Origin of the sequence: Methylocystis parvus (assembly GCF_049675845.1) — a bacterium.
Taxonomy (GTDB): Bacteria; Pseudomonadota; Alphaproteobacteria; order Rhizobiales; family Beijerinckiaceae; genus Methylocystis; species Methylocystis parvus_A.
Genome location: NZ_CP187161.1, coordinates 1,308,920 through 1,333,609 on the forward strand (window position 1 = coordinate 1,308,920; position 24,690 = coordinate 1,333,609).

Annotated in this window: 23 protein-coding genes and 1 pseudogene; 8 read left to right on the forward strand and 16 right to left on the reverse strand. The window is 59.7% G+C overall.

The window, feature by feature from the left end:
- Positions 1-194: 194 nt before the first annotated feature.
- Positions 195-641, reverse strand: coding sequence for a J domain-containing protein (locus ACPFMJ_RS06860; RefSeq protein ID WP_424363081.1), 447 nt, complete (start codon positions 639-641; stop codon positions 195-197).
- A gap of 18 nt (positions 642-659) precedes the next feature.
- Positions 660-1,211 (reverse strand): hypothetical protein, encoded by a 552-nt coding sequence (locus tag ACPFMJ_RS06865; protein WP_424363082.1) that lies wholly within the window; start codon positions 1,209-1,211, stop codon positions 660-662.
- 178 nt (positions 1,212-1,389) lie between these two features.
- Here ACPFMJ_RS06865 and ACPFMJ_RS06870 point away from each other — a divergent pair, with 178 nt between their 5' ends.
- The gene (locus ACPFMJ_RS06870; RefSeq protein WP_424363083.1) at positions 1,390-2,952 is read left to right on the forward strand and encodes a DUF4189 domain-containing protein; all 1,563 of its coding nucleotides are present in this window, start codon (positions 1,390-1,392) and stop codon (positions 2,950-2,952) included.
- Positions 2,953-3,016: 64 nt separating this feature from the next.
- On the opposite strand, the gene ACPFMJ_RS06875 is transcribed toward ACPFMJ_RS06870, so the two are convergent.
- Positions 3,017-3,805, reverse strand: a complete 789-nt coding sequence (locus ACPFMJ_RS06875) for a CHC2 zinc finger domain-containing protein (protein WP_424363084.1) — start codon at positions 3,803-3,805, stop codon at positions 3,017-3,019.
- 67 nt (positions 3,806-3,872) lie between these two features.
- On the opposite strand from ACPFMJ_RS06875, the gene ACPFMJ_RS06880 reads away from it, so the two are divergent.
- The gene (locus ACPFMJ_RS06880) at positions 3,873-4,082 is read left to right on the forward strand and encodes a hypothetical protein (protein WP_424363085.1); all 210 of its coding nucleotides are present in this window, start codon (positions 3,873-3,875) and stop codon (positions 4,080-4,082) included.
- A 32-nt stretch (positions 4,083-4,114) separates the two neighbouring features.
- Here the strand turns inward: ACPFMJ_RS06880 and ACPFMJ_RS06885 are convergent, their stop codons facing one another.
- From ACPFMJ_RS06885 to ACPFMJ_RS06900, 4 genes are all read right to left on the reverse strand, one after another.
- Positions 4,115-5,002 carry a replication-relaxation family protein gene (locus tag ACPFMJ_RS06885; protein WP_424363086.1) on the reverse strand — a complete coding sequence of 296 codons (888 nt, stop codon included), beginning with the start codon at positions 5,000-5,002 and terminating at the stop codon, positions 4,115-4,117.
- A gap of 221 nt (positions 5,003-5,223) precedes the next feature.
- Complete coding sequence (locus ACPFMJ_RS06890) at positions 5,224-7,296, reverse strand: hypothetical protein (protein WP_424363087.1); 2,073 nt, start codon at positions 7,294-7,296, stop codon at positions 5,224-5,226.
- A complete protein-coding gene (locus ACPFMJ_RS06895; protein ID WP_424363088.1) occupies positions 7,293-7,646 on the reverse strand; it encodes a hypothetical protein in 354 nt (117 codons plus the stop codon). The genes ACPFMJ_RS06890 and ACPFMJ_RS06895 overlap by 4 nt, the downstream gene beginning before the upstream one ends.
- A gap of 31 nt (positions 7,647-7,677) precedes the next feature.
- Positions 7,678-8,928, reverse strand: coding sequence for a type IV secretory system conjugative DNA transfer family protein (locus tag ACPFMJ_RS06900; RefSeq protein WP_424363089.1), 1,251 nt, complete (start codon positions 8,926-8,928; stop codon positions 7,678-7,680).
- A gap of 240 nt (positions 8,929-9,168) precedes the next feature.
- Between ACPFMJ_RS06900 and ACPFMJ_RS06905 the strand changes: the two genes are divergently transcribed.
- The 3 genes from ACPFMJ_RS06905 to ACPFMJ_RS06915 are packed head-to-tail and all read left to right on the forward strand — an operon-like array spanning position 9,169 to position 12,426.
- Positions 9,169-10,191, forward strand: coding sequence for an HsdM family class I SAM-dependent methyltransferase (locus ACPFMJ_RS06905; protein WP_424363090.1), 1,023 nt, complete (start codon positions 9,169-9,171; stop codon positions 10,189-10,191).
- Entirely contained in the window at positions 10,188-11,390 is a 1,203-nt protein-coding gene (locus tag ACPFMJ_RS06910) for a restriction endonuclease subunit S (protein WP_424363091.1), read from the forward strand. Before ACPFMJ_RS06905 ends, ACPFMJ_RS06910 begins: the two co-directional genes overlap by 4 nt.
- Before the next feature lie 34 nt (positions 11,391-11,424).
- Positions 11,425-12,426: an SIR2 family protein gene (locus ACPFMJ_RS06915; protein WP_424363092.1), complete on the forward strand. Its 1,002-nt coding sequence runs from the start codon at positions 11,425-11,427 to the stop codon at positions 12,424-12,426.
- Between the two features lie 116 nt (positions 12,427-12,542).
- Here ACPFMJ_RS06915 and ACPFMJ_RS06920 read toward each other — a convergent pair whose 3' ends face one another.
- Together ACPFMJ_RS06920 and ACPFMJ_RS06925 are read right to left on the reverse strand one after the other, a co-directional pair.
- On the reverse strand, positions 12,543-12,629 hold the full coding sequence (locus ACPFMJ_RS06920; protein ID WP_424363805.1) for a hypothetical protein: 87 nt from the start codon (positions 12,627-12,629) through the stop codon (positions 12,543-12,545).
- An 81-nt stretch (positions 12,630-12,710) separates the two neighbouring features.
- The gene (locus ACPFMJ_RS06925; protein WP_424363093.1) at positions 12,711-13,160 is read right to left on the reverse strand and encodes a hypothetical protein; all 450 of its coding nucleotides are present in this window, start codon (positions 13,158-13,160) and stop codon (positions 12,711-12,713) included.
- 333 nt (positions 13,161-13,493) lie between these two features.
- Here ACPFMJ_RS06925 and ACPFMJ_RS06930 point away from each other — a divergent pair, with 333 nt between their 5' ends.
- From ACPFMJ_RS06930 to ACPFMJ_RS06940, 3 genes are read left to right on the forward strand one after another with little or no spacing between them, the layout of a single operon-like run.
- Positions 13,494-14,708, forward strand: a complete 1,215-nt coding sequence (locus tag ACPFMJ_RS06930; RefSeq protein ID WP_424363094.1) for an ABC-three component system protein — start codon at positions 13,494-13,496, stop codon at positions 14,706-14,708.
- Positions 14,705-15,199, forward strand: coding sequence for an ABC-three component system middle component 2 (locus ACPFMJ_RS06935; protein ID WP_424363095.1), 495 nt, complete (start codon positions 14,705-14,707; stop codon positions 15,197-15,199). The genes ACPFMJ_RS06930 and ACPFMJ_RS06935 overlap by 4 nt, the downstream gene beginning before the upstream one ends.
- Complete coding sequence (locus ACPFMJ_RS06940; protein WP_424363096.1) at positions 15,200-17,050, forward strand: AAA family ATPase; 1,851 nt, start codon at positions 15,200-15,202, stop codon at positions 17,048-17,050.
- Positions 17,051-17,098: 48 nt separating this feature from the next.
- Here ACPFMJ_RS06940 and ACPFMJ_RS06945 read toward each other — a convergent pair whose 3' ends face one another.
- The 7 genes and pseudogenes from ACPFMJ_RS06945 to nosZ form a co-directional block, all read right to left on the reverse strand.
- Positions 17,099-18,226 (reverse strand): tyrosine-type recombinase/integrase, encoded by a 1,128-nt coding sequence (locus ACPFMJ_RS06945; protein WP_424363097.1) that lies wholly within the window; start codon positions 18,224-18,226, stop codon positions 17,099-17,101.
- 89 nt (positions 18,227-18,315) lie between these two features.
- Positions 18,316-18,404 (reverse strand): annotated as a pseudogene (locus tag ACPFMJ_RS06950).
- Positions 18,405-18,690: 286 nt separating this feature from the next.
- Entirely contained in the window at positions 18,691-19,638 is a 948-nt protein-coding gene (locus ACPFMJ_RS06955) for an FAD:protein FMN transferase (protein WP_424363098.1), read from the reverse strand.
- Between the two features lie 15 nt (positions 19,639-19,653).
- A complete protein-coding gene (locus ACPFMJ_RS06960) occupies positions 19,654-20,484 on the reverse strand; it encodes an ABC transporter permease subunit (protein WP_424363099.1) in 831 nt (276 codons plus the stop codon).
- A complete protein-coding gene (locus ACPFMJ_RS06965) occupies positions 20,481-21,404 on the reverse strand; it encodes an ABC transporter ATP-binding protein (RefSeq protein WP_424363100.1) in 924 nt (307 codons plus the stop codon). Before ACPFMJ_RS06965 ends, ACPFMJ_RS06960 begins: the two co-directional genes overlap by 4 nt.
- Positions 21,401-22,747 (reverse strand): nitrous oxide reductase family maturation protein NosD, encoded by a 1,347-nt coding sequence (locus ACPFMJ_RS06970; protein ID WP_424363101.1) that lies wholly within the window; start codon positions 22,745-22,747, stop codon positions 21,401-21,403. The genes ACPFMJ_RS06965 and ACPFMJ_RS06970 overlap by 4 nt, the downstream gene beginning before the upstream one ends.
- A complete protein-coding gene (gene nosZ, locus ACPFMJ_RS06975; protein ID WP_424363102.1) occupies positions 22,744-24,675 on the reverse strand; it encodes a TAT-dependent nitrous-oxide reductase in 1,932 nt (643 codons plus the stop codon). Before nosZ ends, ACPFMJ_RS06970 begins: the two co-directional genes overlap by 4 nt.
- Positions 24,676-24,690 lie beyond the last annotated feature (15 nt).

The following is a 24,690-nucleotide window of genomic DNA, read 5'->3' on the forward strand; positions in this document are numbered from 1 at the left end:
TCACACGTTTCTCGTGCGCACAACGTTCTGAACTATAAGGAGTATTGGCCGACGCGACGTGGTGCGCCGCAGTGAGAAAAGGAAATTTTTTCACGAAGCCGGCGACATGTCGCGACAAGCGACACGTGGTCGTGGCCTGTCGACGCCCGTCGCGCTGGGACGCGGCTCGTCCGGGCGGCCCCGACACCAATCCGTCAGAGCTTAAGCCCAAATAACACGGCTAGGTCGTGCACCGCAGTGCGGAAGGCACCGGCGAGTCGCAGCCCCAAGAGACGAAAAGGTTCGCGCGCATGCATGCGTCGGAAGAATTCCTCCTGCTCCTTGGCGAAGCGCTCGCGATCGCCGCGCGTGCGCGCCATGAACTCTTCGAACGTCTCCTCGCGCGGCGGGGGAGGAGCACCGGATGGGCCGGAGGATCGCCGCGCGCCACCCGCTGATCTCGCTTGCGGAGGTTCCCGCTGGCCGCAGCGGGCGAGCACGAATTCATAAGCTGAGGATAGTTCGATGAACGCTTCGTGCGACCCGGTCACCTTGTTGTCGGGATGCAGCTTTAGTGCGAGCCGCCGATAGGCAGACTTGATCTCCGCCTTGGTCGCGGTTCGCGCGACGCCAAGAACGGCGTAGGGGTCGGCGCTCGCCATGCTGCGACGCAGACGCTCTCAGTTCCCGCGCACGGTCAGATGCGCGTCGGTCTGAAGTGGCACCGCGAGAAAGTTATTCTCGTTTGCAATCACGACGGTGATCGTCACGGGCACCGTTGTCATACCGGTCACGTCACTCGGCTTGCAGCCCCACTTCTCCATCATGATCGTGCCGGACACGCGACCCTTGTCGGGCACCAGCCGCAACACGCGATCGCGGAATGATTTGTTCCGCTGTAGCTGGACTGCCAGCGCATCGTCGAAGAGCTCGATGCCTGACCCGCTCTCGACTTCGGCGCATGGGCCGGCCGTGACGCCGGTGCGCTTGATCGCCATACCCAGGGGGATGCCCGAGTTGTTTTCGATCGTATAGCTGATGCGCGCGGGGAGCGGTTCCGGATCACCCATGGGCGTGCCTTGCATATAAAGAGTCTGGCTCTGCACCAGCACGCTGCTCACCGTGAGCTTGAGTGCGTCGGCCTTGAGACGATTTGCAAAACTGTCGGGCGTGATGTCGTCGGCGATCGCGATCGATGGGAGAAGCAGGAACACGAAAGCGAAAAAGCGCATGACAGTTCTCCTCAGCAATGAGCAAGGGAAGCGTGAGAGAGGGGGATAGTCAAGGCGTGCGAGCTTGCCCGCATGCATCGGCAGGCATAGTGTTGCCGGGCGGCAGGACTCGTCGAGAAGGCGCAGAGGCCTCGTTCTTCTTTGATATTGCATCTATTTCTCATGAAGGGCGTACTGCATGTTTCGCTATGCAAAGCGTCTCACTCTGTTGCTGTCGATCGCAGCGTCGGTTCTCGCCATCCTCTCAACGGCCGCTCGTGGGGAAGCGGCGGTTGCATTCGGGCAGTTTGGCTTGGGAGAGTGGTCATCAGGGGCGGCGAGCAATGTGCGAACAAGTGCCGCAGCGCAAGACGAAGCCATGCAGAATTGTCGTGCTCGCGGACAGCGTTGCACGATCGTGCGAACATTCAACAAGAGTTGCGTGGCCGTAGCTGCCCAAGATGGCGACAACGAATACGCCGTCATCGTCAACCGCGATCTGAATGTGGCCCGCCGCACCGCCATGGCCGAATGCGAGGAGAAGGGGCTTGAGTGCGTAATCGCAGAAGCCTTTTGCGACAATATAAGCGAGACAGAGATCCTGGCTGCAGAGCGCAAGAAGAGCGATGCTGAGCAGCAGGCATTCCAGCGACAGTGGCGGAAGTGCTTTGGGGCGGGTGGCGCGAGCAGAGACACCCCAAGCGAAATTCTCGCCTGCGATGAAGCTGCCGGATTCTCCGCTCTTCAGCCAACTGATCGCGATAGGCTTACACAGCAGCGTGAGAAGCTATTCGCGCTTCAAGAGACAGCCCGCCAGAACCGCGAGCGCGAAGAAGAGGAGAATCGGCAGCGCTTGGCGCGCGAGGAGCAAGAAATTCACGAACGCATGGCGCGGGAGGAAAAACAGGCGCGGCTTGCGCGAGAAGCGCAGGAAGCCTTCCGCAGAGATCAAGCCCCAGAAACTCAAGGTGAAGCGGAGCCCCGAGAGGAGGCCCGCATCATCGCTCAACCTGACACCCGACATGCTGGAAGGGCTCTCGACACCGTCACGCGGCCGACGGCATCGACCTTGAACATGACTTTCCACGAGGCTTTGAGAGGAATACCCCTCTCCACATGGATCACGGGCAGTGTTGCTGGCGTCTTGGCAGTCCTTCTCGGGGTGACCCTCGCCCAGCAGCGCAAGCGGCCCATGATCAGCTTTGAACGCCGACTAATCGCTTTCCCTGCAGAAAAGCCCAAAGCCGCAGGCGAAGAGGTCTCCATTACGAACTCTGATAGCTCGGGATCGAACGAGCCGCGACCGCTTGTTGCGGACGAACTGCGCCCAGAAATATCGACTCACGTTACGGGTGCGTCGTCGTTCGGGGCAATGCGCGCAAAACCGCTGGATACCGTCGGGAAGTACATCGCAAGCGCGCCCGTGTATGTCGTCCTCTATCTACTCTTCATGATACCGACGTACTTTCTCGCGATCCTTGGATCGAACTCGATTTTGTTGAATTCTACCGGTGCGGGGATTTCGCCACAGTTCTGGTTCCACTTTGCACTCATGATAATGCTTTCTCTTCTTACGTGGGTACGCGGAAGACATGTCGATAAGCCATGGCTGGTAACCTTTCCATTCTTGGCGATCGTTTTTGATTTCATTCCTGTACTGAGCAGTATCCCGCTTGTCCCGACGGTCATGCACTTGCTTGCGATCATTCTCGGCGCGTCAGCATCGAGGGCGGATCCGATTCGTACAACCGGCGGCGCGTAATCGTAGGGATTGGTGATCCGATCGTTTCGCAAACGCAGACAAAAAACTGAGCGCCCGAAGGCGCTCAGATGATGTCGACACTCGGCACGTCCTTCTCGTCCATGAGGACGGTGAGCACATGCAAGGCGTCAACGGTGATGTCCCCGAGGAACGAGACGACGTTGGTCACGCCGTGCTCGAACGCCAGCAGCACCTGGAGCGGATCGCGAGCGACGAAGATCGTATCGCCCTGCTCTATCCGGTGCGCATTGAAGATCACCGACTCGGCCTGGAAGCTGTTGGGGAAGGTGAGCATCGGCGTCTCGCCCTTCACCGTTCGGCCGCAGTACGCGAGGAGCGTACCCGCCCGGTCGTGGATTGGGATCGCCAGCCTCCCGCGCATGATGCCCTTCGGTGCGAAGCCCGCGCCGAAATGCGTGCACGTCTCTGCGGCAACGCCAAGTGCCTGCACGGCCTCGTGCGTTGCTTCGAGATACTCAAGTGGTTTGAGCCCTTCCTTCGGGGAGAGGGGCTGGGGGGAACCGTCCTGAGGAACCGTCCTCGGTGGCGTAGTTTGCTTGCTGGTCATACCCATGCGCTCGGCGATGAATTCAGCCGCCTCCCGCACCGTGCAACTCCGGATACGAGCGACGAGGGAAATCATGTCGCCGCCCGTCCGGCACTTGCCGAAGCAATAGTACAGACCCTTGGCGGGCGTGACGACAAAAGCTCTGTCGCCGCCGTCTTTGCAAATGGGGCACGCCCCACGAAGTTGTGTGCCGTGTTTCTTCAAGGATATGCCCACGAGGGGCAGCACTTGTTCGATATTCACGCGTTCCTTTAGTTCGGAAAACGAGAGTGTTGCAGTGGACATGGCGTCCTCCTTCTCTGTTCTGTTGGTAGTATAGGAGGCAGAGGCACATGAGATGGAGGTTGTGCACATGTCGACTCAGAAACGAGGCGAGGACAAAGCCAAGGGTTCGCGACCCGTGTATCATGCGCGGGCGAAGCAATCGCCGGAGAGCGATTACATGACGACGATTGGGGCGGCCTGGCAGTTCAAGGAAGGGGAAGGACTCGTCGTTCGTCTGAACTTCCTGCCGCTCGACGGCCAATTCATCCTTGTTCCGCCGAAGGATCGCGACGAGTGAAAATGGAGCCACACGCAAACGTGTGGCTCATGCTATTGCATTGCGCTCAACGTGAGCGGCTCGAAGCCCACGCGCTCCCAAGTTGTCGCGAACATCGAGCCCGTCGGCGCAGGTGCCTGCAAGAAATTCGCGAGGTCGGGTCTGCAGGCGAAGGCAAAGTTCGGTGTACGACCATTGCGAGCGATCGTAGCGAGCTCGCTCATGATGTTGCGCATGCGCGCTTCGTTTGTTGTGACGAAGAGCACCGTGAGATTGTCTATCCCGAAATGCTCGTCGATCGTGCCGGAGGCGACGATCTCTCGGTAGGAAAGGATCTTGCCGCGAATGATCGGGTCGATACTCTCGGTGCCCATGTCAGCTTCGAGCGCGAAGTAGCGGTTGCCGAGCGCAAAGAGCGCGTCCGGCTCGATCCATTTTGGCGCGCCCAGGGTCTCGGGCACCAACACACGCAGCGGATGCTTGAGCGTGCGCGTGCGCGGCGGCGCGGCCTTGATGATGTCTATGTGGTTGACGAACTTCGCGCCTTCATCCTCGCGTGCGCCGATCTCGATATCGAGGACGATATCGGAGGCCATGTGATCATGAGCGAGTCGAAAGATGCGCGACGCCGTGTTGGCATGTCCGCCGATTCTTGAATTGAACACCCACTCGGCCTTAGGGATGACGCCGTGCTCGATAAGGAGCAGCGCCGCGTCCTCGCCCAATTGATGCAACTCGTCATGGACAACGTAGTTCGCAAACTGCACTTCTTGGCTGAGACGGCGAAGCCATTGACGTTCATCATGGAAAAGTGCCGTGAGCCGGTCGCGCGTCTTTTTTGCATACCGGCGGTCGAACGCCACGAGCTGCTTGGTCGTAAGTTGCCCGTGACGGCTGAGTGGCTCGAAAACGCCGTAGATGTCATTGGGGGTAATCGCCATGCGGCGGCCGTTCGGAGTCGGCACGGAGCGCGAGCGATTTTTCCTAGAGGATGTCGAGCTCATGAACGAGCGTACAACAGCAGATCGTCGCTGAAGTAAACGGGAGCCACGCGACAGGGTGAGGAGCGGTGAGCAATGGGGCGATACGGTGTACGCTGAAAAAATTGTATCACTTGGCAGGTGCGGCCGAACACTCCACGTGCGTCATAGGCGAGTTCGGGTTAGGCGTCGGGATCGCGGCGTGGGCGTGTCTTGGATGAGCGGGGTGGCGTGCCTGTAGATAGGGAAGCGGAAGATGTGGCGTCCGGCGCAGTGGGGGAAGCCGGAGCTTCGGGTGCAGAAGGTTCGGGTGCTGTGTCTGCCGCATAGTGCGCGCGATTGCGTTCGAGAAGCTCCTGGTAGCTTGCCTCGCTCATCTTCGGTGCATCGCGTAGTGCATGGAATGGGACTCGTAAGGACACGGCGCGCGGAGTAAGGTTCTGAATATAACAAGCCCAGTTTGACCACTGCGGATTTTCTGGAACGCGGTTGTCTTTGATCTGTGAAAGGAGGAAATCCGGGCTGCAGCGGAAATCACTGGCGAGCTGCCGCGCGTCGCCTGCGCCGATTCCTCCGCACATCTTGATGCTTGTATTCGAGGACACGTGCCCCCGCATCGAGCTCTTGAGATCATCCATGAGCTGGTGCGCGAAGAGAACGCCAAGCTTGTACTGGCGTGCTTTTCGTAGGAGTTTTTCGAGGCTTTCATCGAAATACGAGGCAGCCTCATCTATAACTAGATAGGCTTGATGCCATTCTGTTTTAGGTATGGCGACTCGCTCGAAGATGGCCGCCATCGTCGAGGCGATCATATAGCGGCCGAAAAGGGGTGAGGCGTCCTTGAGCAAAGCATCGCTTGTATTGACGCAGATGATGCTCTTGCGCTGAATTGCCTCAAACATCGAAAGCCTGTTCTGGCGTGCCGCGAACATGCGCTCGAAGGCGGGCGTCTTGATCACGTCATGAAGGCGTCGGGCAAGCGAAGACCGCGTCTGGACGAATGTCGCGTTCTTGTAGAACTGCTTCTCAAAAAAGCCGCGAGCTGTCGAATCTAGTGCAGCGATGTGCTCAAAGTATTTGCTCTGGTCGGCACGTCTCACGTCCTCTTCAAGAAAATCCAAGAGTGTGTGGATCGTAGCAGTCGGCCGTATCGAAAGCATCAATCGCGTAACATACGCAAACGCGGTTCCCATCTGCGTCGAGAGCTCTGACGCAAGTGACGCAAATATGTAATTGAAGAGTTGCAGGATATCGCCTTCGACGATTTCTCTATTGACGCGGGAATAGCCGCCAAGACGCGTATTCGTCATCGCGAACATGTTGAGCGCCGGCGACGCATCATCTTCCGGGTCTATGATGACGAGCCGGTCAGTGAGCGGCCCCGAATCCGGATCGAAGAGCGACAGGCGCTGAATCTGCCGGAGCATCTGATTCTGACTGTCGATGATGATGAGAGCCGGTGGATTAGGCTTCGACAAGTCATTGATAATGATGCGGCTAAGTGTCTGAGTTTTTCCGTGTCCGCTCCCGCCTAAGAGGTGCCAATGCTCGCCGCGCTGCGCTTCAGGGAAGTCGAACGGTAGGCGCGCGTCTGCGATCGCGGAGAGCGGCGTGCCTTTGAAGAAGGCTTCGACTGCCTCGCGCGCGGGGCCGCTATATGCAGACGGGCGGACCAGCTTTGGCGACGCGCGGCCCTCCTTGGTGAAGGGGAGATGTGAGATCGCACAGCGGTTCTCATCGTACTGATCGCGGAATGCCTTCGAGACAGGGGACAGGTGCTCAGCAACCTGCTCGATCAATCGTCCTGCCTCCGGCACTACGTCGAGGAGCCCGACCGTAAATGGCCCCTCCTGGATCCGCGGCACCGAATCCACGATCAACTGCATCACTCGCGTGACTGCAGTTTCGAAGCGCTCGATATGGTTCGGGTCTGCAATCCGGTCGATCAAGGCCGAGAGGTCGTCGCGGTATCGCGCGGCTTCGATGCTCTCGGGAATGGGCGGGGGAGCGGGGACGGAGCCAGGGTCGAAGCCCTCTGCTTGGTACAACTGCGCCGCGATATCGCAGAGCACTGGATGCAGATGCGCCGGTGCGCCCGCGGCGACACGCTCTCCGAAATCCGTGGCGCTCGGCAGCTGAGCCTTCGCAAGAAGGGAGCGCGCTTTGTCGTAGAGCGCGGCATTCTTTTTCTGCGCCTGCTGCCGCACCGTCGCGGGGGCGTTGCGATGGCTGTCGATGAAGACGCGGGAGATCATATCTCGTAGCTCGATGAATGCCGCGCGCCGGCGTTGCCGAGGATGTAACTTTTGACGCGCGGAAGGATTTGCTCGGCGAGCTCCTGCTCGAAGAGACGTGCCGACAGCACAGTGGGGAAGATGCGGACGTGCGGACGCTTGTAGAGTAAATCGTTGATGGTGAATGTGAAGTTGGGGAAGTCGATCGCTTCTTTGGGCGTGTATGCCTCGTGACGACCCAACGTGAATCGCTGAATGATCGCCTTTTCTTCATGCGAAAAGTCGATGTATGCCGTGACGCGGTATCGGGTCTCGCGGCCGAGGAACCCTTTCCGCACCACGATGTCATCGTGGGAGACTGAGACGCGCATGCGCCGAACGTGCGCCCGGATATGCGACCGGTCAAGCGTCCGGATTACGATATCGTCTTCGCCCTCCTCGCGCGGGAGGTGTCTTCGGGAAGAAGGTGCCGATCTGCTTGTCCACGATTTCACGCGGCACTGTATAACGAGCTCGGCTAGCCGCGACGACTGATGCGAACCGATCTCCGGGCTCGGGTGGCGGCAGCATATGGATGAGTTTCGCATCGGTTGGAATGCCCCGCCGCATAAGGCGCGCCCATGCTTTGAAGTTGTCGGTCTGAGCGAGCATCGTTCGATGCTTGAGTCCGAGTTCGTCGGCCAGGAGACCGGCATCTTGCGCTCCGACGCGAAAGACAATGATCGTCCCGGCGTTGCCGAAGATAGCGTGCTGCAGCGGTTCAGGTAGCTGGCGCACATGTTGGTTCGCGCACACCAAGGATAGCCTCCACTTGCGGGCCTCGCTCAAGATCGAAGTAAAGCTCTCGGTCGCGAAGTTCTGGAACTCGTCAACATACAGGGTGAAGTCGCCCCGCTTTTCTTCGGGGGTATCCTGTCGCGCCTCGGCCGCTTGCGCGAATGCGGTGATGAGGAGCGCACCGAGAAGGTGCGCCGGCTCCGCGCCCAGGCTCCCCTTGGAAAGGTTGATGATGAGAACGCGTCCGCCGTCCATCGCGCGGCGCACGTCGATAGTGGATGCGCGCTGGCAGAGGATGGAGCGCAAGAACGGATTGGCGAGGAGGATGCCAATCTTGTTTTGCAGCGGCGCGATCGCCTCGTTGCGGAAGCGGTTGTCATAGGCGGCGTACTCGGTTCGCCAATAGGCGCGGATGACTGGGTCATCGCAGCGCTTGATGAGCCAGTCGCGATACGCGTCATCGACGAGCAAACGGGGGAGACCGAGAAGTGTCTGGTCTTTCGAGTCCAGGAGGAGCCGAAGCGCGTTCGTGAAGATGTACGCGAGACGCGGCCCCCAGCTTTGCGCCCATATGTTTTCGAATGCCGAGACAATGTTGGCTGCAGCCGTCGGCCGCCTCTCTCGTGGGATGCCTGAGAGGGGATTGTAGGCAAAGGTGTGGGTGGGATCGGACGGATCAAGGTAGATCACGTCGTTCATTCGTTCGCGCGGGGTGGCGGCGGCGATTGCTTTGCTCGCGTCGCCGTGTGGATCAAGGAAGCAGAAGCCCGCGCCGCTGGCGAGGTCCGCTCGCATGAGATTAGTGAGCAGTCCGGTCTTGCCGGTGCCCGTCTGCCCGGCACAGTAGAGGTGACGCCTGCGGTCGGACTGCAGCAAGGTGACACTCTCGCCTGACGAGAGCGTGCCGACGACATACGGATACTCCGTGTGCATAGGCCGGCCGCCGAGCCGTGCCGAGTGTTCGTGCGCTTGTACGAGCTTCAGTCGGTGCCGGTGGTCGACCTTTGTACGCGGTCGCCCGCGCGAAGAACTGTCTGCTGTCCATTATACGGTGAACCGTCCGCGCCAGTTCGTCGTGCCGCGCAAGCGGCCGACCCAATAGGCTTTCCCCAGCGCATGCCCGGTCTGGGTTGCGCGCGTGGCTCGCTGGCGTCCGATAGGAGACAGAAAGGCTATTGGGTCGGGCGCGATAGCGCACGCGAGGAAATTGACGGGGAAACACACGGGGATTTCGTTTCCCCTATCAAGGGACGATATCCCACTGATTCCGCGCCAGTGCCGGCCGACCTAAAGCGCGGACTCATCGACGGCTCGATGCTCAAGCCTGCCCGATGGAAATTTCTCGAAGAACAGGCCTTCACCGGGTACGACAACGATGCGAACATGGTTAAGATTGGAATTCTCAACCTCTATCTTCACCAGCTTGAACGGGCGCACATCGAGATGCGCAACCCATTGACCACTGGTTTCGGGGGCATCTATCCCGGCAAGCGCTTCGATATCATACTCGCCAACCCGCCGTTTTCGGGCCGGGTGCAGGAAGAGAGCATCCTGTCCGACCTCAACTACAAACTGAACACGCGCGCGACGGAATTGCTTTTCCTCAAATGGTTTATCGACCACCTAACTCCTGGTGGGCGTGGGGGCGTCATCGTGCCGGCTGGTGTGCTTTTCGGTTCCACGAACGCAGCGACCAAACTGCGTGAACTGCTGCTAACGGAATGCGATCTGCAGGCTGTAATCAATCTGCCTAGCGGCGTCTTCCGCCCTTACTCTGGTGTCGGAACAGCCGCATTGATCTTCGAGAAGGGAAAAGCGACCGAAAGTGTCTGGTTCTATGACCTGACAGCGGACGGCTTCAGTCTCGACGATAAGCGAACGCCGATCGCGGCGAACGATATTCCAGACGTGCTAGCGAAATGGCCGACACGCGAGGAGGGGCCAAATAGCTATCGCGTGCCGATCGAAAAGATAAAGGAGCATGGCTGGAGCCTAGCAGCAGGCCGTTACAAGCCGTCGACGGCAGAAGCCGTTGATCATGACGTGCCGGCCGAAATTCTCAATGAGGTAATGAAAATCGAAGGTGAGATTATCCGGCGCGGCAACGCTCTGCATGCCAAACTTGAGAGCGGCCTATGACGCGTTGGCCCTTGAAGCCATTGGAAGAAGTTACACAATTATCCGGTGGCAGCACTCCGTCACGTGGTAATCCTGAATTCTGGGGCGGTGACATTCCTTGGGTTACACCTACCGACCTGCCTATGCCAGATGAAGGAATTTCAATTGTAAGTAAAACGCGTGAATGCATCACGAAAGCAGGTTTGAATGGATGCGCTGCTAGGATAGTTCCGGAAGGAACTGTTCTTTTTTCTTCACGTGCGACAATCGGCAAAGTCGCGGTGGCCGATGTACCACTAGCTACTAATCAAGGGTTCGTGAACCTCGTCCCCAACAAGGTGTTGATATCCAAGTTCCTCGCATACAGTTTATGGTATCGTCGCAGTGCGATTGCGCAGCTTGCCGGGTCAACAACGTTCAAAGAGGTTGCTCGCGGTTCACTTCGCAAATTTGCGATTCCTGTTCCACCGATTGCGGAACAGGAGCAGATTGTAATGTTGCTCGACGAAGCGGATGAGCTGCGCAAGCTGCGGGCGCACGCTGATGGTCGCATGGCCGTTCTGATTCCGGCACTATTCAATGAAATGTTCGGTGACCCGTTTGAAAACTCCAAAGGATGGGAAATGCGCCCGGTCTCATCCTTTGTATCAGAGCTTTTCGGTGGCCGCAGTGTCAACCCAATTGGCTCGGATGAGGCCGGTGGCGAGTATCGGGTATTGAAAATCAGCGCCGTGACTTGGAGGGATTTTAGGCCGGAGGAAAGCAAACCTGTCGCAGCTGACTACAAACCGCCAATGGCACATATCGTTCAGGCAGGTGACCTCTTGTTCAGTCGTGCTAACACTACCGAGCTTGTTGGTGCGACAAGTTATGTTTTTGAGACACCACCGAACTTGTTACTTCCTGACAAGCTTTGGCGATTCGTGTGGAAGGAACCGCGCGTTGTTGATCCTCTTTTTGTATGGTGGCTATTCCAAGCAGCCAGCGTACGACGCGAGCTTGGCAAGAGAGCGACGGGTACTGGCGGCTCGATGAAGAATATCTCAAAGCCCAAAGTCATGACATTGAAGGTGCCAGTCCCGCCTCTCAACCTACAAAAAGAATTCGCCCGGCAAGCGGAGAGAATTCGTTCGATGCAGGCTGAGCAAGTCAAAAGCCGCGAGAAGCTCGACGCCCTGTTCCAATCCATGCTGCATCGAGCTTTCGCGGGCGAGCTTTAATATTGGGCCGCTTACAATCATGGCGCGAGATACAATGAAAAACATAGAATGGTATCACGACCACATTGTTCACGTCGCGGGTGAGACAGAGACACCAGCCGATCCGGAAAGCGAGACGAAGAGGCTTAGAAGGCGCATTGAGCCGTGGCTCTCCGCGGTCTTTCAAGCGGAGCACCTCTCGCTTCTTCTCGGCAATGGCTTCACTACGGCGATCGCCAATCGTGCGGGTGGTGCGCCGGTCAGCATGGCGGGGTCTGGGTTCAATGGTGCTCCGAATGAGGACCAAGTGAAAGCCCACGCGGCCAAGATGGCAAAGGCGATGGGACGTGGTGAACCCAACATCGAGGATTGCCTCTCCTCAGCGCTAACGCTTCTATCTGGTTTGCGGGTCTTGGAGCACGCTGATGCAAAGGCATGGGAATCCGCAACTGAGGCAATTCTTGGCGGGTTCATAAAGGACGTGCTCGCAACGGAAAAAAGCATACGCGATGGTTTAGAAAAAGCGCCCTCTGATGATGGGCCGCTGGCACGCGAGATCCTAATCTCATTTCTGATGAGTTTTGCGAGTCGTGCCGCCTCACGAGAGCGGCTTCAAATCTTCACGACGAACTACGATCGTCTGGTAGAGACCGCGTGCGATCTCGCCGGTGTACGCGTTGTCGACCGCTTTGTAGGGATCATCGAGCCAGAATTCAGGTCTTCACGTCTGCAAGTCGATATGCACTATACCCCACCAGGGGTTAGGGGAGAGCCACGTCACCTGGAGGGCGTAGTTCATCTGACCAAACTTCACGGCTCGCTCGATTGGCGTTACGAGCAGCCACGGCTATATCGCACCGGGCTACCATTCGGAGCAGAAAGCAAGCACCCTGCGGTGCCGAAAAATCCCACCGAGTCTGTCATGATCTATCCTAACGCGGCCAAGGACACTGAGACTGGCGAAGGGCGGTTGATGACCGAATCGATGCAAATGACGGCGATGCCATATGACGTCGATCGTCGAACGCATTGGCACACTCTCGGTGGGGCGCGTTGAATACGTCACGGCCGAAGAGGTCCGGATCTCGCTCTTCAACGATACGCCGCAAGCGACGGCGCTAAACACCGGCGTGCCGACTGGGTTTCCCCGTATAAACGCGTACGTCTTGATCCCTAATGAGATCGCAGGAAGAGCAGGTAGGAAATCTGCTCGATGGAGTCCATCGGGTTGTTGACCCCGCCCGCCCACAGAATATCCATCAACTGGTCAACTCTCTGGCGTAGGCCAGAGGAGAAAAAGTTTGAACCGTTACCGTTCGATACTGCCATTGGGATCATACTCTAGACGGTGAGAAGGGACTGGCGTACCAGTGTCGACTGGCGCAGCGCCTCGAAGACTTCGTCTCGTTCTTCGAATTGGGACAGCGCTCGTACACCACCAAGCTTATTGAACTGACTCGCAGTGAAGAGCGTCATGTCGCCGGATATGAACCGATGCAATGCACTCGGATCATCCGCCACGAGCTGCACCGTGGCGTCAAGCCACTTTTGTTCGTTGTAGCGGAGATTGAACCGGGCGGCGATCGAATCGACCGTATCGACGACAATTGCATCCTTTGTCGGGAGGGGCTTCTTGCCGACCGCATTGTAGACGAACGCCGGCGTCGGCGCGGGAACGCCATAGGAGCGGATCAGCTTGTCGGGCGAATAGAACATCTCAGGGCGATGGTAGAAACGCTCGTTCATGAGCGTCTCGACCGCATCGTCGTGTGCGCTCGTGAGTAAGGCCATCCAAGCTTCTTCAAGGTTTTCCAATCCACCAGCATGCGCTCCTCGAACATCGTGATGTCCTCCGTAAAGAGGCATCGCGATGCCCAGATCGCTCGCTAGCGGGCGACCGAGCGTAGCACGGGTCGGCGTATCCGTCACATGAATGTCACGGTCTTGCCGGGAACCGAGTGTTCGGATGGAAAGCCGGGGCAAGCTCGTCGCCCACTCTCTCCCGAACACAAGTTCTAGGTGAACCAGAGCGGCCGTTCGCGCTGCCGCAGCAGTTCCCTAGGAAGGAAAAGGATGGTCGAGAGGGGTAGGCTTGCCCCGTCTCGTATGGTAGCGGGAAAGTCTATGCGAGGATTCGGCGAGGCTCCAGGGACATTCATTCTTTTGATGTGGCGTTGTGTCGACAGAGAGCGCCAATTATTATCGTTTCTATATTTTGCTTGGAGGGAGGCGGCGCGCATCGTGCTCACCAGTATTAACCCCAAAGCAGCCAGCGCAACGCCGAGTGCGGCTCAAGTGGCGAACGGCGTCCCTATTCCCCCTGTCAGTCTGCTGCCTATCCTCTCGCCGGATGATTGGGAGCAGTTCACGCATGAATGGCTCTGGTTCTACAAGAATGCGGGCGACTATAGTGACGTGAACAAATATTCAGGCGCGGGTGATCTCGGCCTCGACGTCGTTGCGTTCACCTCCGACCGGGGTTTTGATGCACCGTGGGACAGTTACCAATGCAAACAGTATGATCACGCCCTCTGGCCCAGCGACATCTATGCCGAAGTTGGGAAGATTATCTATCACTCGTTCAAGAAGAGGCCCCCCTTCAACCAGAGCGAGCGCGTCCCGCGCCGTCATGTCTTTGTCTGCCCGCACGGTGTTGGCATCACAGTTGGACGATGGCTGAAAGACCCTAATCGCTTCAAGCAAGAGGTAAGGGATCATTGGGAGAAGGACTGCGTTCCCAACATCGAAAAGGGTCTCGTCGCGCCGCTGACAGGCGATCTTCTGGCCTATTTCAATGCCTTCGACTTCTCGATCTTCGAGGACGTTTCGGCAGTGGATTTGATTGCCACACACGCGAAGACGCCATTTTACGCACCGCGTTTTGGCGGCGGGCTTCCGCCGAGAGCGCCTGCCGATCCACCACCCGCAGAAGCGGCTCCCGAGGAGAGCGTGTATTTGCAGAAACTCCTGGACGCGTATGGCGACCATCTCGGCGCTACCGTGGCATCCACCAGTGGGCTCGCCGAGCACCTCGTCCGCCACTATGATCGCCAGCGCGTTCTCTTCTACAGCGCTGAATCCTTGAGAAACTTCGCCCGTGACCGCACTCCGCCGGAAACGTTCGCCTCGTTGCAGGAAGACATCTACCACGGCATCATCGATACTTGTGAGGATGACCACGACGATGGGCTCGCCCGTCTTAAGGAAGTCATCAAGACTGCTGGTCAGGTTGCAGCAGGCGGCAATGCGTTGTTTTCTGTATCCAGTGTGGCTGACCGCCAGGGAATCTGTCATCAGCTTGCGAACGACAGTCGTTTGAGTTGGGTCAAGGAGTCATGAGCGAGCCATACCCGTCACCTTTCAACAGTGCGCTGGAAACCGGCATCCGCACCCTCACCGTGCTCGTCGCGGCCTATCCGAACGCTCATGACTTAAGCAGGCTTGTGCAATACGATTACCTGGTCGTGCATTCTGCCGACGCCAATGGCCCGCCCAGCCTGCACCCGCCGCTGCCACTGCGCTCCGGAGAGCTTCTGGTGCGGCGTGGGCTGGTCGAATCCGGTCTTCAGCTATTGATGAGTCGCTCACTTACCGGTCGCGTGCTAAGCAGCGAGGGCGTCTTGTACCGCGCCGAGGAGCTGGCCGGGGCCTTTCTCGATAACTTGACAGCGCCATATCTGCGCGAGTTGCGCGCACGCGCTGAATGGGTAACACACACCTTTGATGTGCTAGAGCCGGGCGAGCTCGATGTGGTGATCAAGGGTCTCTTTGCTGCATGGACTACCGAGTTTCAACCGATTGAACTTGGTAAACAGGAAGAGCTTTTCTGAATGAGCGATCTATTAATCCGATATCTCGCTTTTTTTGGCTCGGGGCGCAAACCTGCTTACCTGGAATTCGAGCCTGGTTTAAATGTCATTTGCGGTGCATCTGAGACCGGCAAATCCTTTATCGCTGAGAGCATCGATTTTATGCTTGGGCAGGAAAACCCTGTACGAGATATTCCGGAGCGCGCCAGATATGACCGCGCCCGGCTGGTAATTGAGAGTGAAGGATATCCGCCCTTGACCCTCGATCGCAGTGTCGAGGGTGGCCATTATCGTGCCTATGACGAGCTTCTCTTCGATGGGCAGCCAAGCATAGAGGCCCGAATTGTGCGTTGGAAGCATGCCGCCTCGCGCACCGATACGCTATCCTACGAACTCTTGAGTCGCATCGGATATGCTGGAAAGGTCTTGCGCAGTAATGCAAGTGGCAAGATGCGCACGTTGAGCTTCCGCGATCTTGCGCGTCTTTGCGTCGTTACCGAAGAGGAGATTCAACGCCGGGGCTCACCCGTGCTTTCCGGGCAATTTGTTACCGCGACATCCGAATATTCCGCATTCAAGCTTATGCTCACGGGTAACGACGACAGCGCGCTTGTTCTGGCCGGAGATATTCCTGCACGGCGGGAACGCGATGATGGGAAAGTCGAACTTCTCGATCAGATGATTACGGAGCTCCAGGCCGAGCTTGATGAAGAGGGGATAGAGGAACAGGAGCTCAGGGATCAGGAAGAGCGGCTGAACGCCTCGCTGGAAGATCAAGCCGCTGCGCTCCAATCGGCCCAAAGGGAGCTGAACAAGCTGATGTCATCGCGGGCGGAAGCCGCCAAGACCTTGCGCGGCACCAAGGCACGCATGCTGGAGATTACGGAGCTTGTCGAGCGCTTCACTCTGCTGGATAAACACTATGGTACCGACCTTCAGAGGCTGCGTGCAATCCATGAGTCTGGAACGCTTTTCGTACATCTCGTAGCGAAGCCTTGTCCCCTCTGCGGAGCGCTTCCCGGCAATCAACATCTTGATACCGAGTGCGACGCAAACACCGAAGCCGTCGTCAGAGCGGCTAATGCAGAGTTGGTGAAAATCGAACGATTGCGCCGAGAGCTCGCCGAGACAATCGCTTCTCTGCGCGCGGAATACATGGAACTAGAGGCCGCGCATCCGGTCGCACAGAAAAATTACGACAATGTCGAATCCCAGCTCCGCGAACTCATGGTGCCGGCTCTCTCGGAAGAACGCGCCTCCTATAATGAGCTGATGAGTAAGATGTCTGCAGTCCGCTCTTCTCTGGAAAAGATTTCCAGGCTGAAGAACCTGATCGAGCGCCGCGCCGACATTGACGTGGAAGATGATGGCTCGGGTAGATCGAAGCAGGAGACTAAGACTCAGATTTCAAAATCCGTGCTGGATGAGTTTGCTCGTGAAATTCAACAAATACTGGAGGACTGGGACTATCCTGATGCATCGCGCGTCTTTTTTGATGAAGGCAAGAAGGATATCCAGATATCGGGCAAAGAGCGCGGCAGCACCGGGAAGGGTCTGCGCGCGATCACGCATGCGGCGTTCACAATTGGCCTCATGCAGTTTTGTCGCGAGCGGAATTTGCCGCATCCGGGCTTTGTCGTTCTGGATTCTCCATTGCTAGCCTATTGGAAACCCGAGGGCAAAGACGATGACTTGCGAGGGACTTCTCTGAAGCAGAATTTCTACCGCTACTTACTGGGTATGTCGAAAGACAACCAGGTAATCATTATTGAAAACGAGCATCCGCCTGCATTTGTAGAAGGGAGTGCCCCCGTCACCGTCTTCACTAAGAACCCATCCGACGGACGCTATGGATTTTTTCCGCTGAACTGACCGCAGCTAATCCTCGTAAAGGCCAGAGTGTGTCGACGCGCCGTCCTGCTACTTTTCAGGGGCGGAGAGTAACGCCGCAATCTTTGCTTCCCATGCCGCAAGCGCTTCCCGCATCTCTTCGAGGTAAGTGAACTGGTTGTAAATTGCGGCCACACCTGAGATTGTTCCTGATGAATGATTGAGCAAACGCTCAGTGACATGGGGTGGAACTTTGAGCGCGGCGAGATTGGTCGCGACCGTGCGGCGGATATCGTGCAGCACCCATGGTGGAAGCGGCAATGCCTTGTCGAGCAGCCACTTCGCCTTGCCCGAGCCATTCCAAAAATTCTCCTTGTCGCGACCAGGGAAGAGGAAGGTCGTCTCGGCAAGGTGAGGTACGCCGCCGATAATCTGCGCCGCCATGTCCCCGAGCGGGAACGAGTGCACGCGACCGTTCTTCGTCTCCGGCAACGTGATCGTTTTCTTCCCAGGATCGATGAAGCTCCATCGCAGCGACGCGATTTCGCTCCAGCGCTGTCCGGTGAGAATGAGGAGCCGCACGATCGTCCCAAACGGGTAGCCGTCAGCCGCGCGCCACACGGCGGCCAGTTCATTGTCGGAGAGGACGCGCTTGCGGGGGACATACTTTGCCGGCGGCTTCATGCGGTCGGTCGGCGCATGGGGGAGATAGCGAGGGACGCACCAGCGGAAGAAGGTGCGGATGGCGGTGAAGGCGTGTAGCGCTTCGCCGGGCGTCTTCACGAGTTTGTCGAGCACGCGCGCCACGTCGCCGTGCCCGATCGCGTCAATCCGCTTGCCCGCAAATGCGGAGCCAAAGTGCCTCTTTATGATCCGCTCGTTTTCTTTGCGCCACCGCGGGGAGAGCCCGACCCCATGCAATTCCAGGTAGCGCTCAAGCGCCTCATCGAAGGTGGGCGCAAGCGGTGCTGCTGTGGTGGGCGCGTTCACGGCGGAGAGAATCGCGAGCGCTTTCTTGCGCGCCTCGGCGAGAGGCATGTCGGGGTAGCGGCCGAGGACCTTGAGCTGCCGCGCGGCCCCGAACATGACGATCCAGCTCTTGGTCTGCGCGTTCACGCGGACGCCAAAACCAGGGGTTTTGAGGTCCCAAACTTTGAGCTGTTTGCCAGTCTCAGACTTGAGTGCCCGGACAGACAGATCTGTGAGCTGTTGACGCATTAGTCTCTTTCCAGTCTCCGAAATAACGCGCGTAGCAGGGAGACGCCATGAAAGATCATGCGACGTGACTGGCTGGAAGATCAACGAGATGCGGGAGACTGAGGAGCGGTATAAAACACAATGAAAACAGCTCGAAAGCGATTGGGAAGCTGTCGTTCTACCACTGAACTACGCCCGCGATTTGTTCTTTTTGGCCCGGTTTTTCTAGCGAAACTCCGGGGGGTTGGCAAGCCCGCCTGAAAAAGGCCGAAAGAGAACAGAGGGCGTTCAAACGTCATTTTCGACAACGAAAACACATCCAGAGTCACGACAAAGTCACGGCCCAACCCGACCGGGTTCGCTGGCTGTTCGTCTGTTTGTCAAGCTGAAAGACGGGCGCGTCCGCAGGTAGTCGTCGTCGCCGGCCTTCACCGCCATCTCCGAAGTTGCAAGCGTCGGCCCGCAGATGAAAGCGGTCCACGCGCCTATGCCGCTAGATGCGTGGTCACGCCTTCAATCTCGCCGGAAATCCTGATGATCTCTTCTGGCGGAAGCAGGGTGAAAGCGGTCGATAACGCATCCGCCGCTGTCGCCGTCGGCGCCGCGACCGCAACGGCGCGGGAGCGATGCGCGCAGGCGCCCGTGCCCGGGTCGAAGATGTGGTTGAAGCGTCCTGCTCGGTCGAAGACGAAGCCGCCGCCGGCAGAGGTCGCGACAGCCCGATCTTTGCAATCGATCCTTTTCCAGATTGCGCCGTCGGGCGCTTCGAGGCCAACCGACCACGGGGCGCCGTCGGGGCGGGCGCCGAGGGCGCGGATCTCTCCCATGTCCACCAGCGCGTTGGCGAGGCCCGCTTCCGCGAAGATCGAGGCGACCCTGTCTGTAACATAGCCCTGCGCAATGCCGTTGAGCGTCACCTGCGCGCCGCCCAACAGCACCACACGGTCGTCGGCGACGATCAGGTGATGGGCGCCCACACGCGCCCGGGCGGCCTCCCAATCGCCCTGCGACGGGCCGTTGGGGTCGGCGTCCGGCGTCGAGAAATGGCGGGAGAGCAGCGTGAAAAAGGGCTGCACGGTTGGATCGAAGGCCCCGCCCGTGAGCCGCGTATAGTCCTGCGCCGCTCTCAAAAGAGCCACGAAGTCGGGCGCCGGCGCTACAAGGGCGCCGGCGCGGTTCAGTTGGCGCAGCGCCGATTGCGGCTGATACAGGCTGAACAACCCTTCGAGCCGACGCGCCGCCGCGAGGGCCGCGTCGAGAGACGCTTTCGCGCGGCCTCGATCGGGATGATAGAGATCGATCGCACAGGGGGCGCCGAGCATCACGCCGCGCCAGCGGACCGCTTCCGGCGCGCTTCGAGCGGTAAGCGGTGAAAAGCCGAACGCGGCCGCCAGAATGACGATGGCCCGGCGACGTGTGAGAGGTGCAGCCATCGCCTTCTCCTTTTTTCAGATATCGCGGCGCTCGAGCAGCCGGATCGCTAGCCACAAGGGAACGAGAACCCAGGCGACGAGACCGGCGAGAAGCCAGTGAGGCGATGGCGACGCGTTGGCCGCGAGGCTGGACATGCCGGAGAAGCGCGCCGCGCCGGTCGCGTCGCCGATCGTGAGCAGGCGGTAAAGGTCGCAAGGATTGAGGAAGAGCAGCGCAGCGACGGCCGTCGCATCCAGATGCCGCCCCCGGTCGGCGACCAACAGACCAAGCAGCGCCATGTCGAACAGGATCGCGAAGAGGAGCCAAAGGCCGACGGCGATCGCGGCCGCCGTTGCGCGATCGCGCGCCCAGGCGCTGGCGACGTAGCCGAGCGCGACGAAGACGGCGCCGAGCAGGACGGAGAGCGCAATCATTGCCGCCAAGCTGCGCCAGCCATTCGCGTCGATCTCCGCGGCCGACGCCCAGAGCGCAGCCGCGGCAATTCCGAAGCCGGCGATGGTCGCGAGCGCCAGAAGAAACATGTGCCCGAGGAATTTGCCGACAATCGCCTCCCATCGCGCGACCGGAGTGGCGAGAACAAGCGCGAGCGTGCCACGCTCGGCCTCACCCGCAATGGCGTCATGCGAGACGACGAGCGCGATGAGCGGCAACAGCAGGATTGTGAGGCTGGACAAGCTCACAATCTCCACATCGAGGGGCGAAGCGTTCACCCCGCCGACCGGCGCCGAGCCCAGAAACCCAAGCGTCAACGCCAGCGCTGCGAGAAGCAGCGCCGCCGCCGCCGCCCATTTATTGCGAAAGCCCTCTAGAGCTTCCCTCGCGGCGATCGCAACGATACGCCTCATTCCCGCGTCTCCGACAGGGCGCTCCGCGCGAGAATATCGAGGTAAACGGCGTCGAGTGAGGGCTGAAGCGTTTCGATGTCCAGGACATTGTCGTTTTCCGCCAGCCGCCGCAGCAAGGCGAAGCGCTCCCCGGCGCCTGTCTCGATTTCGAAGACATTGCCGTCGAGGCGCCAGAATTTCTCCCGCCCTCCAAAATCGGGAAGGCCCGCTTCCCCATCCCGCACGAAGACGCGCAGCCGCGTCGGCAGATCGGCGGCCGCGCGCAGGGCTTCGACGCCGCCGTCGGCGAGCAGCTTGCCGTTTCGCATGACGAGAATTCGCTCGACCGCGCCTTCGAGCTCGGCGAGCGCATGCGACGAAATGAGCAGGGCGACGCCGGCCTCGCGCCGCTGGCGGAGAATGTCGAGCAGGAAGCGGCGCGCCTCTGGATCGAGACCGCTCGTCGGTTCGTCGAGCAGAAGCAGGCGTGGCGCGCCGAGCAACGCCTGCGCGAGGCCGAGGCGCTGACGCATGCCCTTGGAGTAACTCGCAACTCGCCGGTCGGCTGCGGCGTCGAGGCCGACGCGTCCGAGCAGTTCGCCGACCTGGCGCGACGGCGCCTGTTTGAGGCGGGCACAGAACCGCAGAGTCTCCCGGCCTGTGAGAGTCGCGCCGAAAGCGACGTTCTCCGGGAGATAGCCCATCAGAAGGCGCGCCTGAGGCGTGCGCAGCGGATCGGAGCCGAAAATGGCGAGGTGGCCTGCACCCGGCGCGAGGAGGCCGAGCATCATTTTCATCAGCGTGGTTTTTCCCGCCCCATTATGCCCGACGAGCGCCACGCTCTCACCGGGCGCAAGGCGAAAACTCACGTCGCTGACGGCGACGCGATCCGCGAAGCGCCGGCTGACGCGGGCGACATTCACAGCCGGCGGCGCGCTCATGAGCCCCCCTCCCCCTCTGAGGGACGCGGCGGCGGCGTCATCAACGGATAGCTGTCTACGACGCCGCCGGGAAACAGCGCCGGAAATTGCCGTTGCGCCCAGCGCAAAAGCGCCAGCGCGGGGCTCGCGAGAAGAAGCTTCGCCTGCGGCGCGCGCCACAGCGCCTGATCGACGACGTCATTGGGGCGATAGGCCTCATCCGCGAGACCATCCCCGTTGAGATCGAAAGCAGCAAGGTCGCTCCAGTAATTGCCGCGGCCGTCGAGAGACCATTCCAGCGCGCGCGTCCCCACATATTTGACCTGCGCGCGATTGCCCATGAAGGCGTTGCCGGCGATGACGTCGCCTTCCGAACCCGCCGTGAAATGAACGCCAACGTCGCAGCCCCGGAACCAATTGCCGATGAAGCGATTGCGATTGGCGTTGTAGATGAAGAGGCACTTTCCCGGACCGTGATCGGCGATGCCCGGGTATTCCTTTTCGAGCGCGGCATGTTCGGAATCGGGCGCGGCGGCGCCGCGCTGCTGGCCAGGCGCCAAGGGCCCGGCTTCGACGACGTTCTCCGCGACGCGGGAGCGATTGGCGAAGTTGAACATGAGCCCGTAGTCGCGATCGTGCAGAGAGCGGTTCCGTCGCACTTCGAGATTGTTCGAGAACATCAGCACGAAGCCGGCGTCATTGCCGATGGACAGATTGTCGTCGATCTCGCCATCATCGGCATACATGTAGTGGATGGCGTAGCGCAGCCCTTCGAAGCGGTTGCCAATGAACCTGTCGCGCTTGCTCGCGAGCACGAAGATCCCGTCGCGCCCACCCGTGACGCGGTTGCCCTCCACCGTGACGTCCGGCGCGTTCCACACGGAGACGCCATTGCCAGCCTCGTTGCGGCGCATGTGCGTCAGCCCGGCGATGTTGTTTCCTCGAACAACCGCGCCCGCGGCGCCATGCACATAGACGCCAAAAAGATTGCCCTCCAGCCGATTGCCGGTAACCGTCGCGCCCGCGGCCGTCTCCTCCAGAAAAATGGCCGAATCCATTGCAGCGCCGTCGCGCCCGGAGTTGCGGACGACAAGGTTCGAGATGGTTGCGTCAGGCGCAGAAACGCGCAGGACCGTACCCTGTTCGCCGCCATCCAGCACGGCGCCGGGCGCGCCCGCCAGCGTGATCGGCTGCGTCACGACGAAATTGCCCTGGCGCACACCCGCGCCGATCTCGATGCGGTCGCCGGGCGCGGCCTGATCGATGATCGACTGAAGAGGCGCCTCGGCCGGCGCGGGCAGCACTTTGCCGAACGCCCCCGTCGTCATGAGCAGGAGCAGCGCGGCCGCCACGTCGGCCGTCATTTCGGCGCGGCCGCCTTGGCCGGCGAGACCAGCATGCGCCCCTGCATCTCCATGTGCATCGCATGGCAGAACCAGGTGCAGTAATAGTAATAGACACCGGGCTTGTCCGCGACGAATGTCACGGACGCCGTGGCCTGCGGCGCCACCTCCATCTGAACATTGTAGTTCACGATGCAGAAGCCATGCGTGAGATCCTCCACATCGTCGATATTGGTGACATGCACGGTCACCTCGTCGCCTTCCGTCACCTCGAAGCTCGTGAGGCCGAAGACGGGCGCGGAGGAGGTCATATAGACGCGCACCTTCTTGCCGTCCCGGATCACCTTGGAGTCGCTCTCGAGCGTCACCCCGTCCTTCTTGGCCCGCGCCACCGCGTCGGCGAAGAAAGCGTCGTCGCGGGACCAGATCGATTTTGGATTGATCTTCGAGCGGTGCACGATGGTCGCGTCATGCGGCTCCGAGAAGCTCGGCCCATCGTGCACGAGAACCATCCGATCTCCGGAAATGTCGATGAGCTGATCGTTCTCGGGCTTGAGCGGACCGACGTTGAGGAAGCGGTCCTTCGAGAACTTGTTGAGCGAGATGAGCCACTTTCCGTCGGCGTCCTTGGTCTGCCCCATGGAGGAGTGGTTGTGGCCGGGCTGGTAATGAACGTCGATCTTCTGGATGATCGGGTCCACCTTCTCGCCCTTGTAGGCGCGGCGCGCCAGGTCGATGTTCCACTTGCAGACCTGACTGTCGAGGAAAAGCGTGGTGAAGGCGTTGCCGCGCCCGTCATAGGCCGTATGCAGCGGTCCAAGCCCCAGATGCGGCTCGGCCACCACGGTGTCGCGCGGCTTGATCTTGTCATTGAAGAGATCATCGAAGAGCCGCACGTCGAAGACGGTGACCGTCGGCGAGAGCTTGCCGTTGGCGACAGCGTGGATTCCGTCGGGGGCCGTATTCATGCCGTGCGGGCTGTTGGGGACGGGAACATAGCGGGTGTAGGGCGAGCCATGCCGCCCGTTGATGACGGGAACGCCGTTGATCTCCTTGTAGTCGCCCTTTCGCACGGCTTCCTCGATGCGCGGCAGATTGAAAATCACGACCCAGTCCTGATCCTTCGCCATCATCTCGGGGAGCGCCACGCCCTCTTCCGAATTGTAGCAGGTCGAGAAAGCGTATTTGCCCTGATAGTCGGCGTCGACATTATCGAGATTGCCATCGACCATCACCTGCCAGGCGATCTTCATCGTGTCGCCGTCTATGGCGGTGAACATAGCGGCGTATTTCTTCGGTTCGTCGAGCACGGCGCCGGTGTTGGGCACGGGCACGCGATATTCGCCATTACAGAACACGTACCCCGTGCGCGGATATTTCTGCACGCGCAGGCCATGCACGGTGTGCTGGTTCGGCAACTGGATGATGCGATCGCACCGCATCACGTCGAGACGGATGCGCGCAACGCGCGTGTTGGACTTGTCGTTCACGAAGAGATAGCGCCCGTCATAGGTGCCATCGGTGAAAGACGGGTGCGGATGGTGGAGATCGCCATTGTCGTAAATCCCCCCACGCGCGGCGAGATGCGGGCGGTATTCCGGCAGCACGCCTTCCTGGAGAATCTTGCGGCTTTCGTTGGTCAGGCCCCATCCTGTCGCGCTGTCGCGGTTGAAGACGGGAATGCGCATGAGTTCGCGCATGGACGGCAGGCCATAAATGCGCACCTCGCCTGTCTGCCCACTTGAGAAGAAGACATAATAATCGTCCAGCTGGCCGGGCGGCACTTCCGTCTTGTGCGCGGGGCCTTCCTTCCGAGGGCCGGTCGGCGGCGCGGGCGGCGTCTGGCTTTGCGCGAGCTGGCTCTCGGCGATGACGCCGCCCGCCGCGCCAGCGGCCAATGTTCCGATGACGCGACGCCGGCTCGGTTGATGGGGACGATCTTCATTCATCTTGTGCTCCGGAGA

Excerpts from the sequence above, each read along its gene's own strand:
- ACPFMJ_RS06965 (WP_424363100.1), bottom strand. The coding sequence starts at position 21,404 with ATGAGCGCGCCGCCGGCTGTGAATGTCGCCCGCGTCAGCCGGCGCTTC.
- ACPFMJ_RS06905 (WP_424363090.1), top strand. The coding sequence starts at position 9,169 with ATGCCCGGTCTGGGTTGCGCGCGTGGCTCGCTGGCGTCCGATAGGAGA.
- ACPFMJ_RS06920 (WP_424363805.1), bottom strand. The coding sequence starts at position 12,629 with ATGGATATTCTGTGGGCGGGCGGGGTCAACAACCCGATGGACTCCATC.
- ACPFMJ_RS06860 (WP_424363081.1), bottom strand. The coding sequence starts at position 641 with ATGGCGAGCGCCGACCCCTACGCCGTTCTTGGCGTCGCGCGAACCGCG.
- ACPFMJ_RS06895 (WP_424363088.1), bottom strand. The coding sequence starts at position 7,646 with ATGCGCGTCTCAGTCTCCCACGATGACATCGTGGTGCGGAAAGGGTTC.
- ACPFMJ_RS06910 (WP_424363091.1), top strand. The coding sequence starts at position 10,188 with ATGACGCGTTGGCCCTTGAAGCCATTGGAAGAAGTTACACAATTATCC.
- ACPFMJ_RS06930 (WP_424363094.1), top strand. The coding sequence starts at position 13,494 with ATGCGAGGATTCGGCGAGGCTCCAGGGACATTCATTCTTTTGATGTGG.
- ACPFMJ_RS06890 (WP_424363087.1), bottom strand. The coding sequence starts at position 7,296 with ATGATCTCCCGCGTCTTCATCGACAGCCATCGCAACGCCCCCGCGACG.
- ACPFMJ_RS06925 (WP_424363093.1), bottom strand. The coding sequence starts at position 13,160 with ATGGCCTTACTCACGAGCGCACACGACGATGCGGTCGAGACGCTCATG.
- ACPFMJ_RS06880 (WP_424363085.1), top strand. The coding sequence starts at position 3,873 with ATGTCGACTCAGAAACGAGGCGAGGACAAAGCCAAGGGTTCGCGACCC.
- ACPFMJ_RS06945 (WP_424363097.1), bottom strand. The coding sequence starts at position 18,226 with ATGCGTCAACAGCTCACAGATCTGTCTGTCCGGGCACTCAAGTCTGAG.
- ACPFMJ_RS06875 (WP_424363084.1), bottom strand. The coding sequence starts at position 3,805 with ATGTCCACTGCAACACTCTCGTTTTCCGAACTAAAGGAACGCGTGAAT.
- ACPFMJ_RS06885 (WP_424363086.1), bottom strand. The coding sequence starts at position 5,002 with ATGGCGATTACCCCCAATGACATCTACGGCGTTTTCGAGCCACTCAGC.
- ACPFMJ_RS06940 (WP_424363096.1), top strand. The coding sequence starts at position 15,200 with ATGAGCGATCTATTAATCCGATATCTCGCTTTTTTTGGCTCGGGGCGC.
- ACPFMJ_RS06970 (WP_424363101.1), bottom strand. The coding sequence starts at position 22,747 with ATGACGGCCGACGTGGCGGCCGCGCTGCTCCTGCTCATGACGACGGGG.
- nosZ (WP_424363102.1), bottom strand. The coding sequence starts at position 24,675 with ATGAATGAAGATCGTCCCCATCAACCGAGCCGGCGTCGCGTCATCGGA.
- ACPFMJ_RS06960 (WP_424363099.1), bottom strand. The coding sequence starts at position 20,484 with ATGAGGCGTATCGTTGCGATCGCCGCGAGGGAAGCTCTAGAGGGCTTT.
- ACPFMJ_RS06955 (WP_424363098.1), bottom strand. The coding sequence starts at position 19,638 with ATGGCTGCACCTCTCACACGTCGCCGGGCCATCGTCATTCTGGCGGCC.
- ACPFMJ_RS06870 (WP_424363083.1), top strand. The coding sequence starts at position 1,390 with ATGTTTCGCTATGCAAAGCGTCTCACTCTGTTGCTGTCGATCGCAGCG.
- ACPFMJ_RS06935 (WP_424363095.1), top strand. The coding sequence starts at position 14,705 with ATGAGCGAGCCATACCCGTCACCTTTCAACAGTGCGCTGGAAACCGGC.
- ACPFMJ_RS06915 (WP_424363092.1), top strand. The coding sequence starts at position 11,425 with ATGAAAAACATAGAATGGTATCACGACCACATTGTTCACGTCGCGGGT.
- ACPFMJ_RS06865 (WP_424363082.1), bottom strand. The coding sequence starts at position 1,211 with ATGCGCTTTTTCGCTTTCGTGTTCCTGCTTCTCCCATCGATCGCGATC.